This window comes from Streptomyces griseus, from assembly GCF_900460065.1.
Taxonomy (GTDB): Bacteria; Actinomycetota; Actinomycetes; order Streptomycetales; family Streptomycetaceae; genus Streptomyces; species Streptomyces griseus.
The window spans coordinates 286,861-312,141 of the sequence record NZ_UAVD01000052.1; the positions used below are offsets into that span (position 1 = coordinate 286,861).

11 protein-coding genes are annotated in these 25,281 nt (G+C 73.8%); 8 read left to right on the plus strand and 3 right to left on the minus strand.

Features of this window, described 5'->3' with window-relative positions:
- Positions 1-153: 153 nt before the first annotated feature.
- The 8 genes from DTB53_RS33375 to DTB53_RS33410 all read left to right on the plus strand — a co-directional run bounded on the left by DTB53_RS33375 (position 154) and on the right by DTB53_RS33410 (position 22,228).
- Positions 154-12,711 (plus strand): hybrid non-ribosomal peptide synthetase/type I polyketide synthase, encoded by a 12,558-nt coding sequence (locus DTB53_RS33375; protein WP_012377669.1) that lies wholly within the window; start codon positions 154-156, stop codon positions 12,709-12,711.
- Between the two features lie 122 nt (positions 12,712-12,833).
- Positions 12,834-13,352, plus strand: a complete 519-nt coding sequence (locus DTB53_RS33380; protein ID WP_003964144.1) for a hypothetical protein — start codon at positions 12,834-12,836, stop codon at positions 13,350-13,352.
- On the plus strand, positions 13,352-14,755 hold the full coding sequence (locus tag DTB53_RS33385; protein WP_012377671.1) for a hypothetical protein: 1,404 nt from the start codon (positions 13,352-13,354) through the stop codon (positions 14,753-14,755). Before DTB53_RS33380 ends, DTB53_RS33385 begins: the two co-directional genes overlap by 1 nt.
- A complete protein-coding gene (locus DTB53_RS33390; RefSeq protein WP_012377672.1) occupies positions 14,752-16,143 on the plus strand; it encodes a VWA domain-containing protein in 1,392 nt (463 codons plus the stop codon). Before DTB53_RS33385 ends, DTB53_RS33390 begins: the two co-directional genes overlap by 4 nt.
- 103 nt (positions 16,144-16,246) lie before the next feature.
- Positions 16,247-17,377: an ATP-binding protein gene (locus tag DTB53_RS33395; RefSeq protein WP_042495362.1), complete on the plus strand. Its 1,131-nt coding sequence runs from the start codon at positions 16,247-16,249 to the stop codon at positions 17,375-17,377.
- Positions 17,374-20,232, plus strand: a complete 2,859-nt coding sequence (locus tag DTB53_RS33400; RefSeq protein WP_012377674.1) for a DUF5682 family protein — start codon at positions 17,374-17,376, stop codon at positions 20,230-20,232. The genes DTB53_RS33395 and DTB53_RS33400 overlap by 4 nt, the downstream gene beginning before the upstream one ends.
- A gap of 189 nt (positions 20,233-20,421) precedes the next feature.
- Complete coding sequence (locus tag DTB53_RS33405; protein ID WP_012377675.1) at positions 20,422-21,309, plus strand: SIS domain-containing protein; 888 nt, start codon at positions 20,422-20,424, stop codon at positions 21,307-21,309.
- Positions 21,310-21,358: 49 nt separating this feature from the next.
- Positions 21,359-22,228: a class II fructose-bisphosphate aldolase gene (locus DTB53_RS33410; protein ID WP_012377676.1), complete on the plus strand. Its 870-nt coding sequence runs from the start codon at positions 21,359-21,361 to the stop codon at positions 22,226-22,228.
- A gap of 73 nt (positions 22,229-22,301) precedes the next feature.
- Here the strand turns inward: DTB53_RS33410 and DTB53_RS33415 are convergent, their stop codons facing one another.
- From DTB53_RS33415 to DTB53_RS33425, 3 genes are read right to left on the minus strand one after another with little or no spacing between them, the layout of a single operon-like run.
- Positions 22,302-23,339 carry a hydroxyacid dehydrogenase gene (locus DTB53_RS33415; RefSeq protein ID WP_003964151.1) on the minus strand — a complete coding sequence of 346 codons (1,038 nt, stop codon included), beginning with the start codon at positions 23,337-23,339 and terminating at the stop codon, positions 22,302-22,304.
- The gene (locus DTB53_RS33420; RefSeq protein WP_012377677.1) at positions 23,336-24,256 is read right to left on the minus strand and encodes a carbohydrate ABC transporter permease; all 921 of its coding nucleotides are present in this window, start codon (positions 24,254-24,256) and stop codon (positions 23,336-23,338) included. The genes DTB53_RS33415 and DTB53_RS33420 overlap by 4 nt, the downstream gene beginning before the upstream one ends.
- Complete coding sequence (locus DTB53_RS33425) at positions 24,253-25,263, minus strand: carbohydrate ABC transporter permease (RefSeq protein WP_003964153.1); 1,011 nt, start codon at positions 25,261-25,263, stop codon at positions 24,253-24,255. The genes DTB53_RS33420 and DTB53_RS33425 overlap by 4 nt, the downstream gene beginning before the upstream one ends.
- Between the last annotated feature and the right edge of the window lie 18 nt (positions 25,264-25,281).

The window sequence follows — 25,281 nt, forward strand, 5'->3', positions numbered from 1 at the left end:
CGGCCGCTCCCCGGTCCCGGCCCGGTCCCCTGGACCGAGCTCTCTTGCCGTCAGGTCACTCCCAGGGTGCATGCGCTCTCCTCCCGGCGGTTGATTACCCGCGCCCCGGCCGTTTTTAAGATCATTCTCCCGAGCAAGGCGAACGACGGACCGGTGGAGCACGACATGACACTGCTGGATGTACTACTGGACGCGGTGCGCGAGGCTCCCGGGCAGGTCGTCGTGCATGTCCGCGGCGACGGTGGCGAGCTGACGGTCAGCCTCAGCGAGCTCCTGGACGAATCCCTGCGCGTGGCGGGGGGCTTGCGGGCGGCGGGGGTGGCGCCCGGGACCTGTGTGCCGTTGCTCGCCGACCGCAGCGAGGACTTCCAGCCGATGTTCTGGGGTGCGGTGGCGGCCGGTCTCGTTCCGGTTCCGCTGGCTCCGGACGCGCGTCGGGTGCTGCCGGTCTGGGAGCACCTGGGGCGTCCGCCAGTCGTCGTGGACGCCTCGACCGCGTCGCTGTCCGGTGAACTCCCCGATGACGTTCGCGCCCTGAGCCTCGACGTGCTGCGGGAGGGACCGGCACTGCGGGAGCCCGTCGCCGCCGGCCGCGACGACGTCGCGTTCGTCCAGTTCTCCTCGGGAAGCACGGGTGCGCCCAAGGGCGTGGAGGTGACGCACGGAGCGGTGCTCGCCAACCTGGAGCAGATAAGGGCCGCCTCGGAGCTGGGCCCCGAGGACGTGGTGGTCAGCTGGATGCCGTACTTCCACGACATGGGGCTCATCGGCACCCACCTCGCCCCGCTGGCCGCCCGGGCCCGGCAGGTGAAGATCGGTCCGCTGTCGTTCGCCAAGCGGCCCCGCCTGTGGTTCGAGGTGGCGGCCCGGCACCGGGCCACGGTGCTGTCCGCGGCCAACTTCGCCCTGGCGCTGGCCGTACGCCGTGTTCCCGAAGAGGTCCTGGCCCGGCTGGACCTCTCGGCGGTGCGGCTGGTCCTGGTCGGGGCGGAGCCGATCGCCCCCGCGGTGTGGCGCGCCTTCGCGGACAGGACCCGGCCGTCGGGGCTGGCCCCCGCGGCGGCCCAGCCGGTCTACGGCCTGGCGGAGGCGACGCTGGCGGTGACCTTCCCGCCGCCGGGGGAAGTGGCCGAACCGCTGGTCCTGGACCGGGCTTCGTTGAGCCGGGGGGTGGCGGTGGACGCCGAACCTGGCGATGAGGCCGTCGAGTTGATGGACGTGGGGCGGCCGGTGGCGGGCTGCGCCGTGCGCATCGTCGACGACGCGGGGACCGTCCTCGGGGACCGGCGGACCGGGCACATCATGGTGAGCGGACCCCAACTCGCCCGTGGCTACCACGGCCTTCCCGACGTGAGCGCGGAAGTGTTCGCCGGGGGATGGCTCCGCACCGGTGATACGGGTTTCCTGCGGGACGGTCGGCTGTGCGTCACGGGACGCCACAAGGACGTGCTGTTCCTCAACGGCCGCACCTTCCACGCCACGGACCTGGAGGAGGTCGCGGCCGCGACGCCCGGGCTGCCTTCCGGCGCCCCGGCCGTGGTCGGGTCGACCGACCCGGTCACCGGTGCGGAGCGCGTCGTGGTGTTCGTCCCCTGGGCGCGGCCCGCGCGTGAGGCGTCGGAGGTGCTCGAACGCGTCGCGGCCCGGGTGCGCGAGGCCCTGCTCCATGACGATGTGCGGGTGCTGGCCCTGCCGCCGGGGGCGTTCCCCCGTACGACGAGTGGCAAGCTGCAACGTCGGCGGCTGCGGGAGCGTTTCGAGGAGGGCGTGTTCGGGTCGGGTGAGCGGCGTGCCGGTGAGCCGGGGGCGGGTGAGGTGGCGGCGGGCGCGGCCGGTGGTCCACCGTTCACGGAACCCGGGCGGCCCGCGGCGGAGCCCCGCGCGCTGGCGCCCAGGACCCGCGCCGAGACGGTCGAGGTCGTGCGGGAGGCCTGGGCCCGGGTGCTGGGCCGGCCCGCCGACGCGATCGGGACGCACGAGCCGTTCGGGAGCATCGGCGGGACCTCGCTCAAGGCCATGGAGATGCTGGTGGCGCTGGAGGACGCCTTCGGTGTGACCCTGCCGCCGGCGGTCGCCCGCGATCACGACACGGTGGCCGCGCTCGCCGGTCACCTTCTGACGGTGGCGCCCGGTCCGGTCTTGCCCCTCGCGGACAGCGCCAAGGCCTCGGACACATCGGAGACGTCGGAGAGCGTCGTGCGACGGACCGGGGGAACGGTCGGCGGGCGGGCCCCCGCACTTCCCGACCCTGCCGACGCCGCCACGGCCGTCATCGGGATGGCGTGCCGGTTCCCCGGCGCGGACACCCCCGAGGCCTTCTGGGACCTGCTCGTGGACGGGCACGACGCCGTCGCCCCCGTATCGCGTGGACGATGGGACGACGGCCACGCCGCTCCCGGGGCTCGGACGGCGGTTCCAGGAGTCGCGGGAGTTCCGGGCGTTCCCCGGGAGCGGTGGGCGGCGCTGCTGGAGGACCCGGCCGCGTTCGACGCCGACTTCTTCGGCATCGGCGAGGACGAGGCGCGGACGCTCGACCCGCAGGCCCGTATCTTCCTCGAACTCGCGCACGAGGCACTCGAACGCGCCGGATACGCGGGGCCCCGCCGGCACGGTCACAGGATCGGTGTGTTCGCGGCGGTCGGGGACAGCGGCTACCGGGAGGTCCTGGAACGGGCCAGGGCCGAGGGCGCCCCCCTGCCCGCCGCACTCACCGGGAACCTGCCCTCCCTCGTCGCCGCACGGGTCTCGCAGTGCCTCGACCTCGACGGTCCCGCACTCGCGGTGGACACCGCCTGCTCGTCGGGGCTGGTGGCCCTGCACCTGGCCCGGCGCAGCCTCCTGGACGGCGAGTGCGACCTCGCCGTCGTCGGCGGCGTCAACCTCCATCTGACCTCGGCCCCGCACCGGCTGCTGGAGGAGGCGGGAGCCCTCTCCCCCACCGGACGCAGCCGCGCCTTCAGCTCCGACGCCGACGGCTTCGTGCCCGGCGAGGGCGGCGCGGCCATCGTCCTGACGCGGCTCGACGCCGCCCGCCGCGCGGACGATCCGGTGCTCGCGGTGGTCCGGGGCACGGCCGTCAACAACGACGGCAGGTCGATGAGCCTGATGGCGCCCAACCCGCTGCGGCAGCGCGAGGTGATCACCCGGGCGTACGAGGCGGCGGGGGTCGATCCCGCCGCGGTGACCTACGTGGAGGCCCACGGCACCGGCACCGCCGTGGGGGATCCCATCGAACTGCGTTCGCTGGCCCACGCGTTTCCCCAACGCCCGGGCGGTGAGCCCCGGTTGGTCGGCTCGGTGAAGACCAACATCGGGCATCTGCTGAACGCCGCCGCGCTTCCCTCGCTGGTGAAGGTCGTACTGGCCCTGGGCCACCGGAGGCTGCCGCCGTCGCTGCATCACACCCCGGCCTCGCCGGGTCTCGCCCCCGCCGGTTTCTCCGTGGTGACCAAGGCCCGGGACTGGACGTCCACCGGGCCCCTCCTCGCGGGGATCAACGCGTTCGGGTTCGGCGGCACCAATGCCCACGCCGTTCTGGAACAGGCCCCGCCACCTGCCGCCCCGGCCTCGCCCCCCACGGGCGAGGCGCGTGAGGTGTCCGTCGAAGGGCCTCACCTGCTGACCCTTTCGGCGCACAGTCCAGGAGCGCTGCGGGATGCCGTGACCCGGCTCGCCACCCATCTGGAGAGCCGTCCGCTGCTGCGCGAGGGCGATGTCTGCCGCACCGCGAGCACCTCCCGGGACGAGGGGCCCCACCGGCTCGCCGTCATCGCCCACGGTGATCTGCGGGAGCGTCTCGCCGCAGTCTCCGCCGCCGGGACGGGCGAAGCGGGCGGGCGGGGCGGAAGCCCCGTGCGCTCCCGGCCGCGGGTGGTCTTCCTGTACCCGGGGCAGGGCTCCCGGTTCCCCGGACAGGACCGGGCGCTGTACCGGACGGCTCGGGTGTTCCGGGACACGTTCGACGAGGCGTCCGCCCTCCTCGGGCCCGTGGGCGGGCGTTCCCTGCTGGACTGGGCGCTGGATCCGGAGGTGGATGCCGCGGCCCGGGACGCGACGGAGCAGGCGCAGCCGCTCCTCGTCGCCTCCGGGGTGGCGCTCTCCCGCCAGTTGCGGGCCTGGGGCGTGGAGCCCGACGCGGTCGCCGGGCACAGCGTCGGGGAGCTCACCGCCGCCTGCGTCAGCGGGGTGCTGACCCTCCGCGAGGCGGTGTCGTTCGCGGCCGAACGCGGCCGTCTCATGGAGGCGTTCACCGAGCCCGGAGCCATGATCGCCGTCCGCGGGGGCGAGGAGGCCGTCGCCGCGGCGGTGGCGGAGTCCGACGGGGCGCTCACCGTGGCCGCGTACAACGGTCCCGGGCTCCAGGTCCTCTCCGGGGGCGTGCGTGCGGTGGAGAGCGCCGCCGCCCGCCTCGAAGGCCTGGGCGTCCCCACCCGTCGTGTGCGGGTCTCCCGGGCCTTCCACTCTCCGCTGATGCGGCCGGTGGCGGACCGGATCGCCGAGGCGGCCCGCGCGTTGACCCCGCGGGCCCCGTCCGTCCCCCTCATGAGCACGGTCACCGCGGAGTGGCAGCCGGTCCTCGGCCCCGAGTACCTGCGTGACCACGCCGAGCGTCCCGTGCTGTTCGGGGCCGCTGTGGAACGTCTGGCCCGGGAGGGGTACGACACGTTCGTGGAGGTCGGCCACGGTGCGACCCTGTCGGGTGCGGTCCGCGCGGCGACGGGCGTTGCCGCGCCGGCAGGCGTCGGCGGGGCCGGAGCCAGTGGCGCCGCCGGTCGCCCGGCGACGGTGCTGTGCGCCCTGCCGGGACGTTCCGAGAGCCGCGCGGACGCCGAACGGCGGTCCTCCGAGGACGGACACGGCGGGCGCGGGGACCTGCTGGCCACCATCGGCCGCCTGTGGTCACACGGCGTACCGCTGGACCGTACGGCGCTCGACGCGGAACACCGGGGGATTCCCCTGCCCACCTACCCGTACCAGCGCCGCCGGTACTGGGCCGATCCGCCCGCGAGCCCTCTGCTGCACCGGGTCCTGTGGGAGGACTCCGCGCTGCCCGGGCAGACGGCGCGAGCCGTGCGTTCGGTGCTGCTGACCGGTCCGGACCCCGCGTACGTCGCCGGGCTCGCCTCGCAGCTCGCCGACGCGGGTGTCCGGACGCACGAAACGGGCGACGGGCCACCGGATGCCGTGGTCCTGGTGGCGGGTCCCGCTCCCGGCCAGGACACCGCCGACGCGCTCGGCCGGGCCCAGGACACCGCGCTGGCCGCCTTCGACGAGGCCCTCGCACGGTTCGACGAGACGGGCGCGGACCGGCTGCTGGTACTGACCGAGGACGTCCACGCGACGGGGGCCGTACGGGAGCGGCCGCGGCCCGCCCACGCCGTCCTCGGCGGGCTGCTGATGGCGCTGCCGCAGGAGACTTCGGGCGCCTCGGCCACCGCGCTCGACCTCTGCTCGCTGGACACACCGTCCCAGCGGCTGGCCGCCGTGCTCGCCGAACTCGCCGAACCGGCCGCTTCCTCCGGCCCGCGGGGCGGTGCCGCCCTGGTCGCCCGGCGCGCCGGGCGCAGGCTCACCCGCCGTTTCGCACCGCTGCCGAGCGGCGCCGCCGCACCGGCCGGGCCGGGGCGGTCACCGCTGCCGCCCGACGGCACCTACCTCATCACCGGGGGCGGCGGCGGGATCGGCGCCTCGCTCGCCCGGGACCTCGCCGGTCGGGGCCGCCCGACCCTCGTGCTCGCCGGACGCTCACCCGGTCTCCCCGAGGGGCTGTCGGAGGAACTCCGCGCGCTGGGCGCCACCGTCGACTACCGGATGGCCGATGTCTCGGTGGAGCAGGACGTCGAGGCGCTCCTCGCGGGACTCGGCCACCTCGACGGCCTCTTCCACGCCGCGGGGGCTGTGCGACCCGGCACGCTGCGCGACCGGCGCGCGGAGGAGACGGCGGAGGCCCTGGCCGCCAAGACCCGGGGCACTCTGCTGCTCTCGCTGGCCCTGCGCCGGCACGGGCTCGACCCGGCGGTCCGTGTCGTGTTCTCCTCCGTCAGCGCCGTGCTGCCCGGCCTGGCGGGAGCGCTGGGCGACTACGCCGGCGCCAACGCCTTCCTCGACGCGTTCGCCGCTTCCGAACGGCACGCGGGCAGGCCCTGGCAGTCGGTGAACCTCGCGGCGGTCGCCGGGACGGGGATGGCGGCGGCCCTCGGAACCGGGGCGTGGCCGGCGACAGGCGGTGGCCCCGCCGCCGGAGCGAGCGCCGGAGGCCGGCCCGTCGCCCTCCGGCCCGCGCTGGCGGCGCTCCGTACGGCGTGCGGTGTCGACGCGGCCCAGTTGCTGCTCGCCGACCTGACGCCGTTCCGGGAGCCGACGGTCATGACGGACCGGACCGCGCCGGCGGCGGTCGCGGGACCGGGGGACTCCCCGGCATCCGGCACGGATTCCAGCGGCACGGTTTCCGGCACGGCACAACCGCCCGGCGCCGGTCCGCGGACGGGATCCGGACCCCGTGGCGACACCGCCGGCGGTACGGCGGCGTTGCTCCGCCGGCTGCTGGCCTCGGCGCTGCGTCTGCCTGACGCCGCGGTCCCCGACGACGAGCCGTTTCTCGCCCTCGGCCTCGACTCGCTCGCCGCCGTCGACCTCGTCAGGCAGCTCGAACGGGAGCTGGGCAGGACGCTGCCCGCCACCCTCTTCTTCGAGTACCGGACGGTCGCCGAGCTGGCCGCTCACCTCGACACCACCCCCTCCCTCCTCCGCTCCCCCGCGTCGGCCCCGCCCGCCGTGCCGGACGGCGTCGCCTTCCCCCTCACCCCCGTCCAACTGGCCCTGCACACCAGCAGCCGGCTCCATCCGGACGTCCCGGCTCACGGGTACGTCCGGCAGACCGTCCGGGGGCCCCTGGACACCGGGCTGCTGGGCCGGGCGCTCACCGCGCTCGCCGACCGCCACGCCATGCTCAGGATCCGCGTCCAGCAGACCGGGAGCCTCGGAAGCGGCGACGACGGGATCAGCGGGGGGACCGGCTCGGCGACACCGGGACAGTACGTCGCCCCGCCCGCGCCGCTGTCCGCCTGGTACGAGGTCCGCGAGCCGGCCGGCCGCATCGAAGAGGTCGAGACGGCCCTGTGCAACCGGCCGTTCGACCTCTCCGCCGAGCCTCCCGTGCGCGCGCTCCTCGCCCGGGAGAGCCCGGAGCTGTCCCATCTGGTGCTGGTGATCCACCATGCGGCCGGTGACGGCTACAGCCTCAACGTCCTCGCCGGAGAGCTCTGGTCGCTCTACACCTCACTCGCCGAAGGGCAGGCACCGACACTGCCCGCGCTCGCCACCGACTTCGCGCGGTACGCGGTCGCCACCGCCGAAGCGCGCTCCGCCACGGACGGTACGAGAGCTCTCGCCGCCGACCGGCTGTACTGGTCCGGGCGGCTCGCCGCCCGGGGCGAACCGCTTCGCCTGCCGTACGACGGTGATCCGTCCGCCCTGCCCGCGGCGCCGGTGAACACGCACCAGAGCGCCCTCGGCCCGGTGCCGACCGCCGCGTTGGAGCGGCGGGCCGCCGCTCACGGAGTGAGCCTCTTCCATCTGCTGCTCGCCGTGCACGTGCGTTGTCTGGCCCGGTGGAGCGGGCAGCGGGAGATCGCGGTCAACGTCGCCCGCGCCCGGCGGGACGACCGTATGGCAGGCCTGGACCGGCTGGTGGGACCGCTGGCCGACACCCTCCCCCTGCTGTGCGCGACGGACCCGGACGAACCGGTCGAGACCCTGGCCGAGCGGCTGGCCGGGATCTGGCTGGAGAGCGAGCGGCACGCGAGCCTCACCGGACTTGACCTGGCGCGGCTGCTGCCGACGGACCCGTCCGGGGCAGGCCCCCGGACGGTGAGCCCGGCGGGCTTCAGCTTCTCGCGCTTCCCCGCGGCCCTCGACGGGCGCTGTCCGGTGAGCGTGCGGCCGACGGCGGCCGGCACCGCCACCGCCGCCACCCGTCTGAGCCTGCTGTGCTGGCAGGACGAGGCGGTCCTGCGCTTCTCGTGGAACTTCCCCGCCCGACTGTTCGCCCCGGCGACGGTGGCACGTCTGGACCGCGACTTCCACGCCGAGCTGACCGCTCTCGTGGAGCCCCGGCCCGGCCTCCCGGCGGTCCCCGGACCGGTGCAGGTACCGGCACCCGGCACCGGATCGGCCACGCTCGTGCGCCGACTCGTGGAGCGGTTCCGGGCCACCCCGGACGCGGTCGCCGTCGACACCGGCGCCACCACCCTGACGTACGCCGAACTCGACCGTGCCTCCCACGCCCTCGCGGCCTCTCTGCTGGCCCGCGGCGTCACCGGGGGAAGCCTCGTCGGGCTCCTCACCGAACCCGGCGCCGACACCGTCGTCGCGGTCGTCGCCGTCCTGCGCGCGGGGGCGGGCTGGGTACCGCTGGACCCCGGCCACCCCGCCGCACGGCTGACGGACCAGCTCACGCGCTCCGGCGCCCGTACGGTCGTCTGCCACGCCGCCACCCGGGCGGTGGGGGAAGCGCTCGGCGACGTCGCCCTGGTGGTCGCCGACGTGTCGGCGCTCGCGTACCGGGGCGCGGGGGTTCCCGGGTCCGTCCCGGGTCCGGACCGTGTCGCCGGTACCCTCCGGTCGCCGGAGGCCGCTCCCGCGCCGGACGGCCCTGCCGACGCCGACGCCATCGCCTACGTGATCTTCACTTCCGGTTCCACCGGCCGGCCCAAGGCCGTGCCCATCACCCACCGGTCGATGGAGAACTACCTCGACTGGGCGATCGGGACCTTCGGGTACGACGAGCACGACAGGCTCGCCCAGACCGCTTCGCCCTGCTTCGACGCGTCCGTCCGCCAGCTCCTCGCCCCGCTGCTCGTCGGCGCCACCGTGGTCACGGTGGCCTGGGACCTGCTGCGCGATCCCGACCGGCTGCTCACCCACGTCGTGCGCGGTCGCATCACCGTGTGGAGCTCCGTCCCCACGCTCTGGGAACAGCTCCTCAGCGCTTCCGAGGAACGCGTGCGCAACGGCGCGCCGCCACCGGACCTGTCCGCGCTGCGGTGGATCCACGTCGGCGGCGAAGCCCTGTCACCCGCCCATGTACGCCGCTGGTTCGACCTCTTCGGCGACGGACAGCACATCGCCAACCTGTACGGCCCGACCGAGGCCACGATCAACACGAGCTGCCACATCATCCGGGCCCGGCCCGGCGACCAGGTGCGGCGGCTTCCCATCGGCCGCCCCGTCGCGGGCACGGAGGTGGAGGTCGTCGGCCCCGACGGGGAGCCCGCGGGGCCCGGCGAGGCCGGTGAGCTCCTCATCTCCGGGGTCGGCCTCACCCCCGGTTACCTCGGCGAACCGGCGCTCACCGAGGCCGCGTTCACGGTCCGGCGCGGCCGTCGCTGGTACCGCAGCGGCGACCGGGTGCGGTGTTCCGAGGACGGCGTCCTGGAGTTCCTCGGGCGGCTGGACGACCAGGTGAAGATCCGTGGCAACCGGGTCGAGCCGGGCGAGATCGAGGCGGTGCTCCAGACCCACCCGGACGTCGCCCACGCCGTTGTCCTCGCCGGGGACGGACGGCTCACCGCCTTCGTGACACCGGGTCCCGGAGCCGCGGGAGCGGATGCCGCGGGACTCAGGCTCCACCTCGCGCAGTCCCTGCCCGCGTACATGCTTCCGTCCCGGATCACCCGCGTCGACAGGATGCCGCTCACCGGCACGGGCAAGATCGACCGGCGTGCGCTTCCCGCGCTCCAGGAAGCGGCCGCGCCGCCCGGGGCGGACACGAACGCCGGGCCGGCCGCGCGTACGGGCGATGTCCGTACGCCGCCCCGCACTCCCACCGAAGTCCGGCTGGCCGCCATCTGGACGGCTCTGCTCCAGACCGACGACGTCTCCCGTGAGGACGACTTCTTCGTCCTGGGCGGCGACTCCCTGCTCGTGCTGGAAGTGTTCGCCAGGCTGGAGAAGCAGGGCGGTCCGCTCCCCCGGCCGACCGTCGTCTACCGCAACCGCACACTCGCGGCCCTCGCCGCCGCGGTGGACGTCGCGGCGGGCGCGGCGGCCGAATCGGGCGAGCCCACCGGCGTGGCCGCCCGCGCCGCGGCGGACCCGTCGGCCGGGGAACCCGGCGCGGGGGACGACCGCACCGGGGCGCCCGACCCGTCCGTCACGCCTTTGCCCTTCCCGCTCACACCCACCCAGCGGGGCTTCCTGCTGGCCGAAGCCATCGCCCCGGGCGCCACATCCTCCTGGCTCACCCGGTTGCGGCTGCACGGCCGTCTCGACACCGCTCGCTTCCAGAGCGCGGTGGACACGCTCGTCGAACGCCACCCGATGCTCCGTACCGTCTTCCCCGCCGGGGCACGACCGGCCGTCCAGCAGGAACTCCCGTCCTCACTGCGTCTGCCGGTCGACTTCGAGGTCCTCACCGACCCGGCTCAGGTGGAGGAGCGGGTCACCGCCGAGCGGGCGCGCCGTTTCGAACCCTGGGCCTGGCCCCTGATGCGCCTGCGGGTGCTCACCACCGCTCCCGACGAACACGTCCTGGTCGCCCACGCCCACCACATCATCGGCGACGGCTACAGCGCCGCACTCCTGGTACGGGAGCTGACGGCCGTGTACGACGCCCTGTCCCGCGGCGAGGAGCCGGCGTCGGGACGACCGCGCAGCACCTTCCGCGACCACGCCCTCCACCTCGCGGCGCGTACGGACGCCCGCACGGCGCCACCCGCGGCAACGGCCTCCGGCACCACGGCCGGGAGGGACTCCGTCGCCCCGGCAAAGTCTCCTCGGCAGGGCGTTCCGGCGGTCCAGGACCGGTGGGAGCGGCTGAACGCGCCCTACGCGCAGCCCCGGCTCGCCGCCGGTACGACCACCGCCGGTGCACCCCGGGACGCCGTCGCCCCCCTCTTCCACACCTGCGGGTTCACGGTCGAAGCCGACCGGGTGGAGGCGCTGCGCGGCCTCGCCGCGCGCACCGGGTCCACCCTGCACGCCCCCGTGCTCACCGCCTACTACCGGGCGCTCGTGTCGGCCACGGGGCGCGCGGATCTGGTGCTCGGCATGGCGGTGAGCGGCCGGGACCACGCCCTGCCGGACGCCCACCGGGTGTTCGGTCCCTTCGCCACCGCTGTTCCCCTGCGGCCGGCGGGTCCGGCGTCGGGGCGGCCCGGCAGCGCGGACTTCGACGACGATCTGCGGCGCGTCGCCGCCGAGGCCGCCGAGGCGCGGACGTACGAGGGGCCCGTGCCACCGCTGTCCAACGGCCTGCCCATGACCTCGCAGTTCTTCTTCACCTATCTGGACTTCTCCGCCCTGGGTCCGGAGGTCGGCCGAACGCTGACGGTCACCCGGGAGGGCGGCGACAGCGTGTACACACCGCCGCCGGCCGGTACGGACGTGTTCCTGGCGGCCGCTCCGGAGGGCGGGCGGCTGCGGATCACGGTCCGGGCGGCGGCAACGGCGTTCACCCCCAAGGCGCTGGCCGCGTTCACGGACTCGGTGCGCGACGGCCTGGCGCGCGCGGCGGCCTCGACCGCGGCCGAGGCCGGCCGACCCGACCGGCCCGCTTCCGGCCGGGACGGGCGGATGGATGCCGCGCTCGTCGGCTATCTGCCGTCCCCGGCCGACCTGGCCCGGCTGGCGGGTCTGCCGGAGACGGCGCTGCCGCGCGAACAGCTGCGGACCCTGCTGTTCCCGGACGGGCTGCCCAGGCTGCTGGAGACGCTCCGCACGCCGCTGGGCCGTTCGGGCTTCGTGTGCGTCCCGCTGTTCGCCGACGAACTCGCCCCCGGGGACGACCTGCTCGGACACACCACGCGCGGGGTGGAGCTCGCCTCGTCACTCGGCGCGCGGGCGGTGTCCCTCGCGGGCATGATCCCCTCGCTCACGGGCTACGGCTTCGACGTCCTGCGGGCCGTCGGCACGACGGAGGCCGTGACCACGACCGGCCCCGCCGTCACCACCGGTCACGCGGCGACCGTCCTGTCCGTCGTCAGGACCGTGCACGCGGCTCTCGACGCGACAGGTCAGCGGCTGGGCTCCCTGACCGTCGCGTTCGTGGGGCTCGGCTCGATCGGCTCCTCCTCGCTGGAGTTGCTGCTCACCCGGTCCCAGCAGCCGCCCGCCCGGCTGCTGCTCTGCGACGTGCCGGGCAGCGGGCCACGGCTGAAGGAGCTGGCCGAGAGCCTCCTGGAACGCGGTCTCGTCGAGGTCGTCGAGGTCGTCGAGTCGGGTCACGGTCTGCCCGACGCCGTCTACGACGCCCGTCTGATCGTCGCGGCGGTCAGCGGGGGCGGCGCACTCCTGGACATCGACCGTCTGGCACCGGGTACGACGGTGGTCGACGACTCGTTCCCGCACTGCTTCGACACCTCCCGCGCCGTCGGCCGGATGGAACGGTCGAAGGACGTCCTGGTCGTGGGCGGCGGGCTGTTGAGCGCCGGTCCCGCGGAACGGCAGGTGGCCGAGGGCCTCCCGGCCGCCGCGGTGGCCGGATACCTCGCGCGGCCGATGGTGCCGGACACCATCGCGTCCTGCCGGCTGGAGTCCTTGCTCCACGCCTCGGGCGCCGGAGTGCCGCTCGTCCACGGTCCGGTCGACGCGGCCACCGGACTGGCGTACTGGGAAGCGGCGGAGGCGACCGGCATCCGTGCCGCGCCCCTCCACCTGCTCACCCGCACCGTCGACCCGGACATGTTCACCCGACACCCTTGGAGTTCATGACCCTCTTCCCGTACCGGCTGTGGGACGCAGGGGCGTCGTGGGCGGCCGGCCGCGTTGTCAGTGGTCGGGATTAAGTTCGTTCATGTCCCGCCGCGATGGTGCGGACGTCCCCTTTCGCATGCATGGGAGTTGGCGCGTTGTCGGTCTGGGAGAAGTCGAGTACGGCGCGGGTGATGCCGCCCGCGCGCCCGCGCAAGCTGGCCAAGGTGCCGTTCGTCGAACTGGCCGACGGACGGTTGCAGGGAGTCGTCTCCAGCGGATCGGACATCGGCCGGGTGTACGTGTCGTCCGTGACGGCCCGGACGTACGCGTTCGCCTGCAGCACCAACAACAACCGGCCGTGCGGGGGCGCGCGCGGCATGTTCTGCAAGCACATCCAGGCGCTCGTCGGCGAGGCGGTGCTGCAGTATGGTGCGGAGCGCGTCGCCCGCTACCTCGCGGTGGAGACCCCGGACGGGGAGCCCGACGCGCACTCCGTCACCGCCGCCATGACCGCGGCGCGACCGGTGCGGGGCGACTCCGCGGCGGCCGCCCAGGTGTTCAGCCGGTTCCTGCGGCAGCTGGCCTATCTCGAACTGGACGCGGTCACCTCGCCGTTGCCCGAGATGCAGTGGTTCCCGCCGACGCGGGCGGTGGCCTGATGCGAGGCGACCTGTTGTCCGATCCGGTCGAGGGGCTCGACGAGGCGCTCGCCGTCGTGGACGCCTTCGACGAGGCGTTGGTGGCCGGTCTGCTGCGGCCGGGGCCCGCCCAGGCAGCGGCGGTCGTCGGGCTCGCCGAGGCGGTCGCCGGGACGCCGCTCGCCGCGCGGGTCGCGGAGGCGGCCGACCGGGCGAAGGCCGGCGCCGCGGGTGAGGATCACTTCGTGGCGCTCGCCGCCGCCCGCTGCGCGCTGCTGGGCTCGGTGCACGACGCCCTGACGCAGCGGATCGACGAGGCCGTCGGGCGGCCTGCCGCCGAGGACGGGGCGGCGGGGCCCGGACCGGCGTCCGCCGCGGCGGACCGTGGGTCGAACCTTCTCGCGGCGGCCCGGAGTTGGCTGTGCGACCTCGCGCGCGCCGGCTGGCGGGGCATCGACCACGAACGCGTCGCCGGGGCCGCGCCGGTGGTCTCCGCGATGCTGCCCGATCCGGTCCTGCGTCGCCGGGCGACGCTGCTCGACGGCTTCGCCGCGGAGCTCGCGGCGTCCTGCCCGGGGGCGACCCTGGAGCGCGTACCGCTGCGCCGCTGGGCCGACCTGTGGTCACGCGCCCTGCTGTTGACGGTGCCCGGCTCCGCCGGGGAGAGTGCCGTCACGCCGGTCAGCGGTCGCCTGTTGCCGCTCGGCGTCGATGTGCAGGAGCACGCGACGGCCGTCCAGGCGCAGGTCCACGCCGTGTTCGAACCGGCGGACGGAGGCGTGCCGCGTCTGGTGCGCGCCGGGGTCGCGGCGCCCAAGCCGGACACGGTCGTCGGCGCGGGTCTGTGGCAGCTCCTGCGTCCCCGCATGTCCCTGCTCGGCGCCGTGAGCGAGGGCCGCTCGATGGAGCTGGACGCCATGCCGGTGACCGCCGAGGGGGACCTGCTCTGGGACGACGGGCGTGCGCGTCCGGGCGAGCCGGCCGACGCCTTCGCCACCGCGCGGGTGATGCTGTCCACCGCTGCCGCCGCCCGTGTCGCACCGCTGGACCGGCACCCCGTCCGGATCGCCGTGCCGGTGCTGCTGGAGGGGTACACCGCCCGGAGCGAGGACGACCGGCTCGTGTTCGATCTGCCGGGGCGGTCGCTGGCCGTCGACACCGACCGGGCGCCCGCCGCCGGTCCGCTGACGCCCGAGGCGGTCGCGGCCTCCCACTCCTGCGTCGGGCTGCTCCGCTGGGATGCCGGGGAGTTCCTGCTCCAGCCGCTCGCCGTCGAGGCGACGGTGCGGAAGAAGGCCGTCGCCGCCCACGCCGGGGCGTGGGCGGGCGGTACCACGGACAAGGCCGGTGTCCGGGCGGAGAAGGCCGCCACCGACGCCGTCACCGTACTGCGCGAGCGCGCCGGAAGGCTGTTGCGGAAATGACCGAGCACCGCACCGGGCAGCCGCCCGGTTCCGCCGGGCCCGGCCCCTCCCCGGCCGCTCCCGACCCGTACGACAACCGCCGTCAGGTGCTGTACTGGCGCCTCCTGGCCCGTCTCTTCGACGGGGAGGAGCAGCCGGCGCTGGAGTCGGCGAGCCTGGAGGTGGTCGAGGACATCGGGCTGCCGTCCGCGTTGCTGGATCCCGGGACGTCGCTCGACTCGGTCGTGCAGCGCCACCCGGAGCTGGCCGCCAAGTTCGACGGTCTGATGACACCGGGCGACGGCGCGGCCGACGACCGCGACCGGGCGGCGGAAGTGCGGCGTGCCGCCCTGGTGTCGAAGGTGCTGCTCAACGTCTTCGCCCGTGGTTCGAGCACCGTGACGGCAGAGCAACTGGCGCGCTGGCAGTCCGACGCGGACTGGCTGGAGCGTGCGCTGGGCTGTCCGCCCGGCGGGCTTCGCGGTGGGCGTGCGGCGGGCGCGGGTCCGGCCGGCGGCGGCCTCGGCCCCGAGCTGGCCGCGATCGAGGCGGATCTGGTGGGGCGCATGCGGCTGCGGGAGGTGCTGGCCGACCCGGCGCTGGCCGCCCGGCTGACGCCCAGCATGTCCCTGATCGAGCAGTTGCTGCGGGACAAGGGCAATCTGTCGGGTGTGGCCCTAGCCAACGCCAAGTCGCTCATCCGCCGGTATGTGGACGAGGTGGCCGAGGTGCTGCGTACGCAGGTGGAGAAGGCCACCGTCGGCGAGCTGGACCGTTCGGTGCCGCCCAAGCGCGTCTTCCGCAATCTCGACCTGGACCGCACGATCTGGAAGAACCTCACCAACTGGAGCCCGGAGGAGGAGCGGCTCTACGTCGATCGCCTCTACTACCGGCACACCGTCCGCAGGACCACGCCGCAGCGGCTGATCGTCGTGGTGGACCAGTCGGGCTCCATGGTCGACTCCATGGTGAACTGCACCGTCCTCGCCTCCATCTTCGCGGGGCTGCCGAAGGTGGACGTGCATCTCATCGCCTACGACACCCGCTCGATCGACCTCACACCCTGGGTGCACGACCCGTTCGACGTGCTGTTGCGGACGAACCTCGGCGGTGGGAACGACGGCCCCGTCGCGATGGCGATGGCCCGCCCGAAGATAGCCGAGCCGAGGAACACCGTCATGGTGTGGATCTCGGACTTCTACGAGTTCGACCGCTCCCAGCCGCTGTTCGAGGGCATCGAGGCCGTTCACCGCTCCGGGGTGAAGTTCATCCCGGTCGGCTCGGTGACCAGCTCCGGGCGGCAGGAGGTCAACCCCTGGTTCCGTGAGCGGTTCAAGGCCCTGGGCACGCCCGTGGTCTCCGGGCACGTGAGCCAGCTCGTGCACGAGCTCAAGACGTTTTTGACCTGAGGTCCTGCGGGGCGGCGCCGCCCTCCCGCCCGCCCCGGGCCGGCTCTCCTCGCCCCCTCGTTCTTCTTCCGTACTCTCCCGCATGTTTCAGAAAGGCCTTCTGATGTCCGACGTGTTGCGCGCCCCCGCCGAGACCAAGTACGCGGAGGAGCTCGACTGGCTGGAGTCGATCGACGACAGCCCCAAGCCGTTCTCCTGGCGGCTGTCCCCGAAGATGGTCCGGCTGTTCATCCTCGGGTCCGAGCGCGCCGACGGCCTGGACCGCGAGATCCCGCAGAAGTGGTTCGGCGACCGGAGCTTGGTCGAGCGCTCGATCGTCACTCTCGCCTCGGACCGCGGTCTGCTGCTGATAGGCGACCCCGGCACCGGCAAGAGCTGGCTGGCGGAGCTGCTGTCCGCCGCGATCTCCCGCAACTCCACGTTGGTGGTGCAGGGCACGGCCGGCACCACCGAGGACCACATCAAGTACGCGTGGAACGTCTCCATGGTCATCGCCAGGGGTCAGTCACGCGAGTCGATGATCCCGTCGCCGATCATGACCGCGATGGAGACGGGCGCCATCGGCCGCTTCGAGGAACTGACCCGCTCGACCAGCGACGTCCAGGACGCGCTGATCTCGATTCTCTCCGAGAAGTACATCTCGGTCCCCGAGTTGCGGAACGACGGCGTGGACGGGGGCGACAACATCGTCTTCGCCAAGCCCGGTTTCTCGATCATCGCGACCGCCAACAGCCGCGACCGGGGCGTGAACGACCTGTCGTCCGCGTTGAAGCGCCGCTTCAACTTCGTCCGCATCCCGGTCGTGACGAACAGGAAGAGCGAGGCGGAGATCGTCCGCTTCCGCACGGAGGAGTTGCTGCGCCGGCACGCGATCGACCTCGACGTGCCGCCGACGCTGCTCGACATCCTCCTCCAGAGCTTCGCCGACCTGCGGGCCTCGGCCGCCGCGGCGGGCAGCGACGACGAGAAGCTGGAGTCCGCGCTGTCGACGGCGGAGCAGATCGGCGTGCTGGAGGACGCCGTCCTGCACAGCAACTTCTTCGGCGAGAGCACCTTGACCGCCCGGACGCTCGCCTCCTCGCTGGTCGGCTCGCTCGCCCGGCGGGACCCGGAGGACCTGGCCATCTTCAACAAGTACCTGCACGGTGTCGTGGAACCGCGCGGCAAGGAGGAGGGCGGCTCGTGGCAGGAGTTCCTGGACGGCGGGCGTGACACGATCGCCACGCTGTCATGAGCGGGTCGCCCACGGACGGCCTCGGGGAGAACGCCCCCGGGGAGACGTCGTTCGCCGCGTTGCGCGGGCAGTTGCACGAGGCCGCCGCCGCCTTCGCGGACGGGCCCGACGCGCTGGAGGGCATCCTCCTCGGCATGGTCGACGACGTCGACCGGGCGGTGCGCGAGCCACTGGAGATCTTCCCGGTCTGCCACCACTCGCCCGCCTCCGCCCTCGCCATGGCCCGTCGGCTCCGCGAGAAGCAGCCCAAGGTCGTCTATCTGGAGCTGTGCGAGGACATGGCGCCGCTCCTCGACGAGCTGCGCAACTGCCGTCTCCCGGTGGCGGTCCAGGCGTTCGCGAGCGACATCGACGGGTTCCCCGCCGAGTGGGCCCCGCTCTCGGTCGTCGCCCCGATCACCGAGGCCTCCGCCGAGTACCAGGCCATCGCGTACGCCCTCGACACCCCGGGCGTCGAGCTGGTACTCGTCGACCGGTCGTCGGACCACGTCTTCCAGTGGGACGGCCGGCACGGCGAGCGCGCCCCCGAGGGGGCGTCCGGTGCCGCGGACGGGTCTCCGGAGCCCGAAGCGGCGCTGCACGGTGAGGCGGTCGGCGTCGAGATCGGTGACCTGCGGCCCCGCTTCGCGGAGCTGGAGGAGCATCTGCTGCGCCACGGCAAGGTGCGGCACTGGTCGGAGTGGTGGCACCAGTACGTCGAGATCCCGCTCGGCGACAGCGACCACGCCGCCTACCGCCAGGTCATGTTCCTCGTCGGCAGCCTGTTCCGCCGGCTCGCCCCGGGCGACGGGGAGCGGCTGCGGGTGGACGAGGACCGCGAGCGGTACATGTGGACCCGGATGCGTGAGCACCTGGCGTCGAGCGGGGCGGACCCGGAGGACTGCCTGTATGTGTGCGGCGCCTTCCACGCGGCCAGCCGGGTCGAGGAGTTCGGGGTGGCGGGCGGCGGGTCGTTCAGCATCTCCCCGCGCTCCGCGACCACCTGGCAGCACGGGCTGATCCCGTCCAGCCATGCGGCGATCGAGGCCCAGTTCGGGCTCGCCACCGGGTCGGTCTCGATCGCCGCGACCCAGTGGACGAAGAACCTCGAGCGCACCCGGATACAGCCGTACCGGCTGGCCGGTCAGGACGGAGCGAAGAAGCCCCGCACATCAGGGAGGGCCGCCCCGGCCCTCCCCGCTCCCCCACCGGAAGCAGCCGCGGACCGGCTCTCCGGGTTCCTGCGCCGGCCGCCGGTCCTCGACACCCTGGACGAGGCCGAGCTGCTCGGCTGGTCGGTGGGCATCGTGCGCGCGGCGCGGCGCGGCGGCTATCTCGCGTCCACCGCCGACGCCATCGCGGTCTTCGAGACGTCGATCCTGCTCGCCGGGATGCGGGACCGGGCCAAGCCCACTCCGTACGACTTCCAGGACGCGGCGATCACCTGCATCGAGAAGGACGCGGTGCCGGGGCGGCGGGACGTGCGCCGGCTCGTCGAGATCATGATGGGCGGCGACCGGATCGGGCGGGTCGGCTACGACGCGCTGCCGCCGCTGGCCCGCGATGTGCACGACCGGCTCGCACCGCTGGAGCTGAAGCTCCAGCAGCGCGGCGTGCAGCGTGCCCTGCTGGACATGAACGCCCGCCCGGAGCTCGGGGCGTGCTCCGACGTGCTGTGGATGCTCCGTCGTCTGATGCCGCACGGTACGGCCCGGCCGATCATGGGTGAGCGGAAGCTCGGTGAGCGTTCGATCCAGGAGTCGTGGGACCTGGCCCTGGGCACCCATCAGCGGGCGCTGATCGAGCTCGGTTACGAGGGCGTGAGCATCGAGCAGGTCCTGGAGCAGCGGCTGCGCCGCGACGCCTACGGGCCGAGGGCGACGACGGCGGCCGTCCTCGCCGCCGTCGAGGACGCGACGCTGTATCTCGGCGGCCGTCGTCTCGCCGACGAGCTGGGCGCCCGCGCCCTGGAGGTCCTCGCCGCCGAGCGCACCGTGGACGGTGCCCCGGAGGTGCTGCGCCGGGTGCGGGGGCTGCTGGCGTACTACCGGACCGGCGAGCCGGTCCTGCCGCCGTGGGTGGAGTCGTTCGTCAAGACCGGCTACGCGCACTACTGCACCTTGCTGCCGACCGCGTTCACCGACGAGGACGTGACCGCGGGGCAGGTGGCGGCGATGCTGGGCTTCCTGTTCAGCATGGAGGGTCTGGCGCTGTCCCTGGGCTGCGACCGGGCTCAGCTGGAGCTGGCGGTCGCCCAGTCACGCCCCACGGACCCGGAGCGGACGGCGCTCCTGTGGGCGGCGCAGGTGCAGCTCGGCGCACTGACGCGGGCCGAGTTGCGGGAGCGCTGCGGTGAGCTGCTGGCGAACCCGATGGTGGTGCCCGCCTACCCGCGTTATCTCAGCGGTTTCGTGCACGCGCTGGTGCCGGTGCCGGGGCTCGCGGACGTGGTGGTGGAGGCCGTGTCGAACGCGTTCGGGCGGCTGCCGGACGCGGTGCTGCTGCCGTGGCTGCCGACCCTGATCACGACGCTCCGCGCCGGAGCGGCGGACCTGGCCCCGTTGTTGATCCGGGAGGCGGGGCGGATCTTCCCGGCCCGCCTCCCGGCGCTGGACGCGTGGGTGCCGCCGTGGCGCGAGGTGCCGGAAGCCGGTGCGCCCGTCGTCGGCCGTGCGAACGCGGCCGGCGACGGGGGTCGTGGCGCCGCGCTGGTCTTCGCCCATCCGGCGGCGCTCGACGCGGTCGCACAGCTCCTCGGCTGCGACGGAGCGTGGGCCGCGTCCGGTGCGGGTGGGGCGCGGCCGGGCGGCGTGGTGCTGGCCGCCCGTCACCCGGAGACCGCGAGCGCGTGGGAGTCGCTTCTCACGGGTGCCTGAGAGTGCCGCGCGGCGTCGGGGAGGCGGCCTCCCCGGCGCCGCGCTCGTCTGTCCCGGTGCTCCTGGTCGGACCGTCGGGCCGACGCTCACCCAGGCTTGCAGGAACCCCCGACACTCCTGCTTGATAATGCTTGAAATGCGCGCTTAATATGCAGCTTCGAGCATCGATCGCCGGAACAGGGAGCGCAGATGACGCACGTGGCTCAGGAGCTGGCCAGTCAGCCCGACTGCTGGCAGGTGGCCGCCGGCATGGCGGACGGCCTCGCCCACCGGCTCCCGGCGGCCGGTGAGCGCATCGCCGTCATCGGCTGCGGTACGTCGTACTTCATGGCCCAGGCCTACGCGGCCCTCCGGGAGGGCAGCGGCCGGGGTGAGACCGACGCCTTCGCCGCTTCGGAGTTCCCGGCCGGCCGGCCGTACGACCGGGTCGTGGCGCTGAGCCGCTCCGGCACCACGACCGAGGTGCTCGAACTCCTCGGGAGGATCGGCGACACGAGCCGGCGCACGGTGGTCATCGGCGACCCCGACACCCCGATGGCGGCCATGGCCGACGACACGATCGTGCTCGAGTTCGCCGACGAGAAGTCCGTCGTCCAGACCCGCTTCGCCACCTCGGCGCTGACCCTGCTCCGCGCCCATCTCGGCCTGCACACCGACGCGGTCGTCGAGGACGCCCAGGTCGCGCTCGCGGAGCCGTTGCCCAGCGGTCTGGTGGAGTGCAGCCAGTTCACCTTCCTCGGGCAGGGGTGGAGCGTGGGGCTCGCCCACGAGGCCGCGCTGAAGATGCGCGAGGCGGCGCTCGCCTGGACCGAGGCGTACCCGGCGATGGAGTACCGGCACGGCCCGATCAGCATCTCCACCCGCTCCACCGCGACCTGGATGCTCGGCGAGGCCCCCTCCGGGCTGATGGACGAGGTGCACGCGACCGGCGCCCGGTGGGTGGCCGGCGGCCTCGACCCGCTGGCGGAGCTGGTCCGGGTGCAGCGCCTGGCGCTGGCCATCGCGAACGCGCGCGGTCTCGACCCGGACCGGCCGCGCCACCTCACCCGCTCGGTCATCCTCAGCAGCACGGTCTGACGGTCCGGCAGCCCCTCCCCGCCCGACGGTCCCTCACCCCGGAGTCGCCATGTCCATCGCCACCACCGGCGATCTGATCGCCGAGGCAGCCGCACAGAACCGTGCGGTCGCCGCGTTCAACGTCATCACCCTGGAGCACGCGGAAGCCATCGCCGAGGGCGCGGAAGCGGCGGGGTCACCGGTGATCCTGCAGATCAGCGAGAACGCGGTCGCCTATCACCGGGGCCGGCCGAGGCCGCTGGCGCGCGCCGCGGCGGAGGTGGCCGACCAGGCCGCCGTGCCCGTCTCCCTGCACCTCGACCATGTGCAGTCCACCGAGTTGCTGCACCGGGCGGCGGACTGCGGCTTCAGTTCGGCGATGTTCGACGCCGCCCGGCTGCCGTACACGGAGAATCTGGCGGCCACCCGCGCCGCCGTGCTCTGGGCGCACGAGCGGGGCCTGTGGCTGGAGGCCGAGCTGGGACAGGTCGGCGGGAAGAACGGGGAGCCGGCGCTCGACGCCCATGCGCCCGGGGCCCGTACGGATCCCGGCGAGGCACGGTCGTTCGTCGCGGCCACCGGGGTCGACGCGCTGGCCGTTGCGGTCGGCACCGCGCACGCCATGACCTCGCGGGACGCCGTCATCGACCACGGCCTGCTGGACCGGCTGCGGGAGGCCGTGCCGGTCCCCCTGGTGCTGCACGGTTCGTCCGGAGCGTCCGACGAGGAACTGGCCCGCGCCGTGGCAGGCGGTATCCGCAAGGTCAACATCGGTACCGCGCTCAACATCGCGATGACCGGAGCGATAAGGGAACGGCTGGCCCGGGACGACCGGGGCGTGGACCCGCGCCGCTATCTGGCGGACGGCCGGGACGCGATGGCCCGTACCGTGGCCCGGATGATCGCGGTGCTGCCCTCGGGGCGGGCGTACGCCGCGTGACACGCCGTCGGGGACGCCACGACTGGGCGTCCCCGACGGGCGGGACCGGTGCGCACGGGCCCGGGGGGCGGGGTCACGCCTGCTGGTGCAGCGTCCGGGGATCCACCGCGTGGGCGAACGGCAGACCGTGCGCGTAGCGTTCGAGCTCGTCGACGGCGGCGTCCGCGAGTCGGTGGAGCTCACCGCCCTGGGACCCGGCGATGTGCGGGGTCAGAAGGACGTTCGGCAGCTCGTAGAGAGGTGAGTCGGCGGGCAGGACCTCCGGTTCCGTGTGGTCGAGCACGGCGTTCAGGCGTCCGGCGACCAGTTCCTTCACCAGCGCTCCGGTGTCCACCAGGGAACCGCGCGCGGTGTTGACGAGGGTCGCTCCGTCCCGCATGAGGGCGAGGCGCCCCGCGTCGAACAGGTGCCGGGTCGAGGGGAGCTCGGGGGCATGGATGCTGACGACGTCGCTCTGTGCCGCCAGGGCATCGAGGGCGGCGCGCTCCACGCCCAGGGCCCTGGCCCCCTCCTCGTCCAGGTACGGATCATGGACCAGGACGCGCAGGTCGTAGGGGCGCAGCAGTTCGACGACGCGGCGTCCGATGCGGGAGGCGCCGACGATGCCCACGGTCCGGCGGTAGTTGCCGACGGCGGGGAACCGGCTCAGGAGGTCCACCCGGGAGCGGGCCTCGCGGTAGACGCGGGCGCTCTCCAGGATCCGCTTGTTGGCGAAGAGGATCGCCGCGACCGTGTATTCGGCGACGGGCAGGGCGTTGGCCGTCGCGGCGGTGCTGACGGCGATGCCCCGGTCCCAGACGTCCTGGGTGATGTGGTGCTTGACGGAGCCGGCTGCGTGGACGACCGCGCGCAGCCGGGGCATGGCGCTCAGGGCCGCGGGGCCCAGCGGCGGGCAGCCCCAGCCGGTGAACAGGACCTCCGCCTCGTGGAGCCCGGTGCGCTGGGCGGGGTCGTCGGCGCCGAAGTCGGTGACGAGGAGGCCGGGGACGAGGTCGGCGACGCGGGTGAGCCGGTCCAGGGCCTCCGGGGCGAGGATCGCCGACCGGGTCTCGCCGCTCATCGCCAGGACGGTGCGGGGGCGGGTCCGCTGGGGCGCGGCGGAGTGGCTCACTTGACGGCTCCTGCGGTGAGGCCCGAGCGCCAGAAGCGCTGGAGGCAGAGGAAGGCGACGATCAGGGGGACGACGGCGACGAGCGAGCCGATGATGACCAGCGGGTAGAGCTCCGGCTGCTGGTAGACGTTCTGGTTCCACATGTACAGGCCCAGGTTGACCGGGTAGAGCCGGTCGTCGTTGAGCATCATGAGCGCGCCGTAGAAGTTGTTCCAGTTCGCGGTGAACGAGAACAGGAAGATGGTCACGAACCCCGGCGCCAGCATCGGCAGGGCCACCTCCCTGAAGGTCCGCACCTCTCCCGCCCCGTCCATCCGGGCCGCTTCCAGGACCTCGCCCGGTACGTACCCCTCGGAGAAGACGCGGGCGAGGTAGACGCCGAACGGGTTCACCAGGCTGGGGATCAGGACGGCCCAGTAGGTGTTGACGAGGCCCAGTTCGGAGGCCATCAGGTAGAGCGGGAGCTGCACGACGGTGGAGGGGATGAGGACGCCGACGAGGACGACCCCGAACCACCTCTCCCGGCCGCGGAAGGCGTACTTGTCGAAGGCGTAGCCGCAGGCCACCGAGATGAGGGTGGAGAGGCCGGAGGCGACGACGGTGTACAGGAGGCTGTTGAGCAGCCAGCGGACGAAGACTCCGTCGTTGTAGTCGAGGAGGGCGTTCAGGTTGGCCAGGAACTGGAAGTCGCCGAGGCTGAACGGGTTGGTGGCGAACAGGTCCCGGTAGCTCTTGGTGGAGGCGATGAGGAGCCAGGTCAGCGGCATCAGGGTGTAGACGGCGACGACGGCGAGCACGCCGTTGACCATGACGCGGGAGGTGATGCCCCGGCTCCTGCGGCGGACCGGTGGGGCGGAGCGGCGTCCGGGTCGGCGGGGCGCGGGCGGCGCGTCGGGGGTGGCTGTCTGGGTGCTCATGAGGCCTTCCACCGGTTGCCGAGCTTGGTGACGACGAAGGACAGCAGGCCGGCGACGAGGGCGAGCAGGAGGGAACTCGCGGCGGCCAGGCCGTAGTCGTGGCCCTTGAAGGCCGCGGTGTAGATGAACATGGTCGGCGACCAGTCCTCGCCCATGGTGTTGGCGCGCAACTGGACGAGTTTGGGGGCGTCGAACAGCTGGATGGCGCCGACGCACGTGAACAGCAGGGTCAGCACGACGGTGGGACGGATCATGGGGATCTTGACCTGGAGGGCGGTGCGCAGGGCCCCGGCCCCGTCGACGGTCGCCGCTTCCAGGACCTCGCGGGGAACGGCCTGGAGACCGGCGTAGAAGATGATCATGTTGTAGCCGGTCCACTGCCAGGCGGAGATGTTGACGACCGAGAAGATCGCCTCGTCCTGGCCGAAGAAGTTCCACTGGGCGCCGAGCGCGTCGAGGGCGTCGGTGATCGGGCTGAGCCCCGGCGTGTAGAGGTAGAGCCAGATCAGCGAGGCGATCAGGCCGGGTACCGCGTGCGGCAGGAAGTAGGCGATCTGGAAGAAGCGCCGGGCCCGGGCCATGGTCGAGTCGACGAGCAGGGCCAGGACGAGCGCTCCGCCGACCATCGCGGGGATGTAGAGCGCGCAGTAGAGCGCGATGTTCCCGAACGAGCGGAGGAACGCCTCGCTTCCCAGGGCTTCGGTGAAGTTGCCGAATCCGGCGAAGGCCCGCTCGGTGCCGCCGAACCCCAGGCCGGAGGACTCCTCACGGTAGAGGCTCATCCAGGCCGCGTAGATCATCGGCAGGACCGTGACGGCGGTGAACAGGGCGAAGAACGGGACCGTGAACAGGGCGACCGCCCGGCGCTGTCCGCGTCGGGTCCCGGGGCCGCCGGGGTTCCCCGGTCCGAGGGAAGCGGCCGGACCGGAAGGACCCGCGGGCCCCGTGGGCGGCGGCGCGGCCTGGGGTGCCGGGGCCTTGGCCGGCCGGGCGAGTGGGGCTGCCACCTGATGGCTCCTTCGGCT

Excerpts from the sequence above, each read along its gene's own strand:
- DTB53_RS33380 (WP_003964144.1), top strand. The coding sequence starts at position 12,834 with ATGGGAGTTGGCGCGTTGTCGGTCTGGGAGAAGTCGAGTACGGCGCGG.
- DTB53_RS33385 (WP_012377671.1), top strand. The coding sequence starts at position 13,352 with ATGCGAGGCGACCTGTTGTCCGATCCGGTCGAGGGGCTCGACGAGGCG.
- DTB53_RS33390 (WP_012377672.1), top strand. The coding sequence starts at position 14,752 with ATGACCGAGCACCGCACCGGGCAGCCGCCCGGTTCCGCCGGGCCCGGC.
- DTB53_RS33395 (WP_042495362.1), top strand. The coding sequence starts at position 16,247 with ATGTCCGACGTGTTGCGCGCCCCCGCCGAGACCAAGTACGCGGAGGAG.
- DTB53_RS33400 (WP_012377674.1), top strand. The coding sequence starts at position 17,374 with ATGAGCGGGTCGCCCACGGACGGCCTCGGGGAGAACGCCCCCGGGGAG.
- DTB53_RS33405 (WP_012377675.1), top strand. The coding sequence starts at position 20,422 with ATGACGCACGTGGCTCAGGAGCTGGCCAGTCAGCCCGACTGCTGGCAG.
- DTB53_RS33410 (WP_012377676.1), top strand. The coding sequence starts at position 21,359 with ATGTCCATCGCCACCACCGGCGATCTGATCGCCGAGGCAGCCGCACAG.
- DTB53_RS33420 (WP_012377677.1), bottom strand. The coding sequence starts at position 24,256 with ATGAGCACCCAGACAGCCACCCCCGACGCGCCGCCCGCGCCCCGCCGA.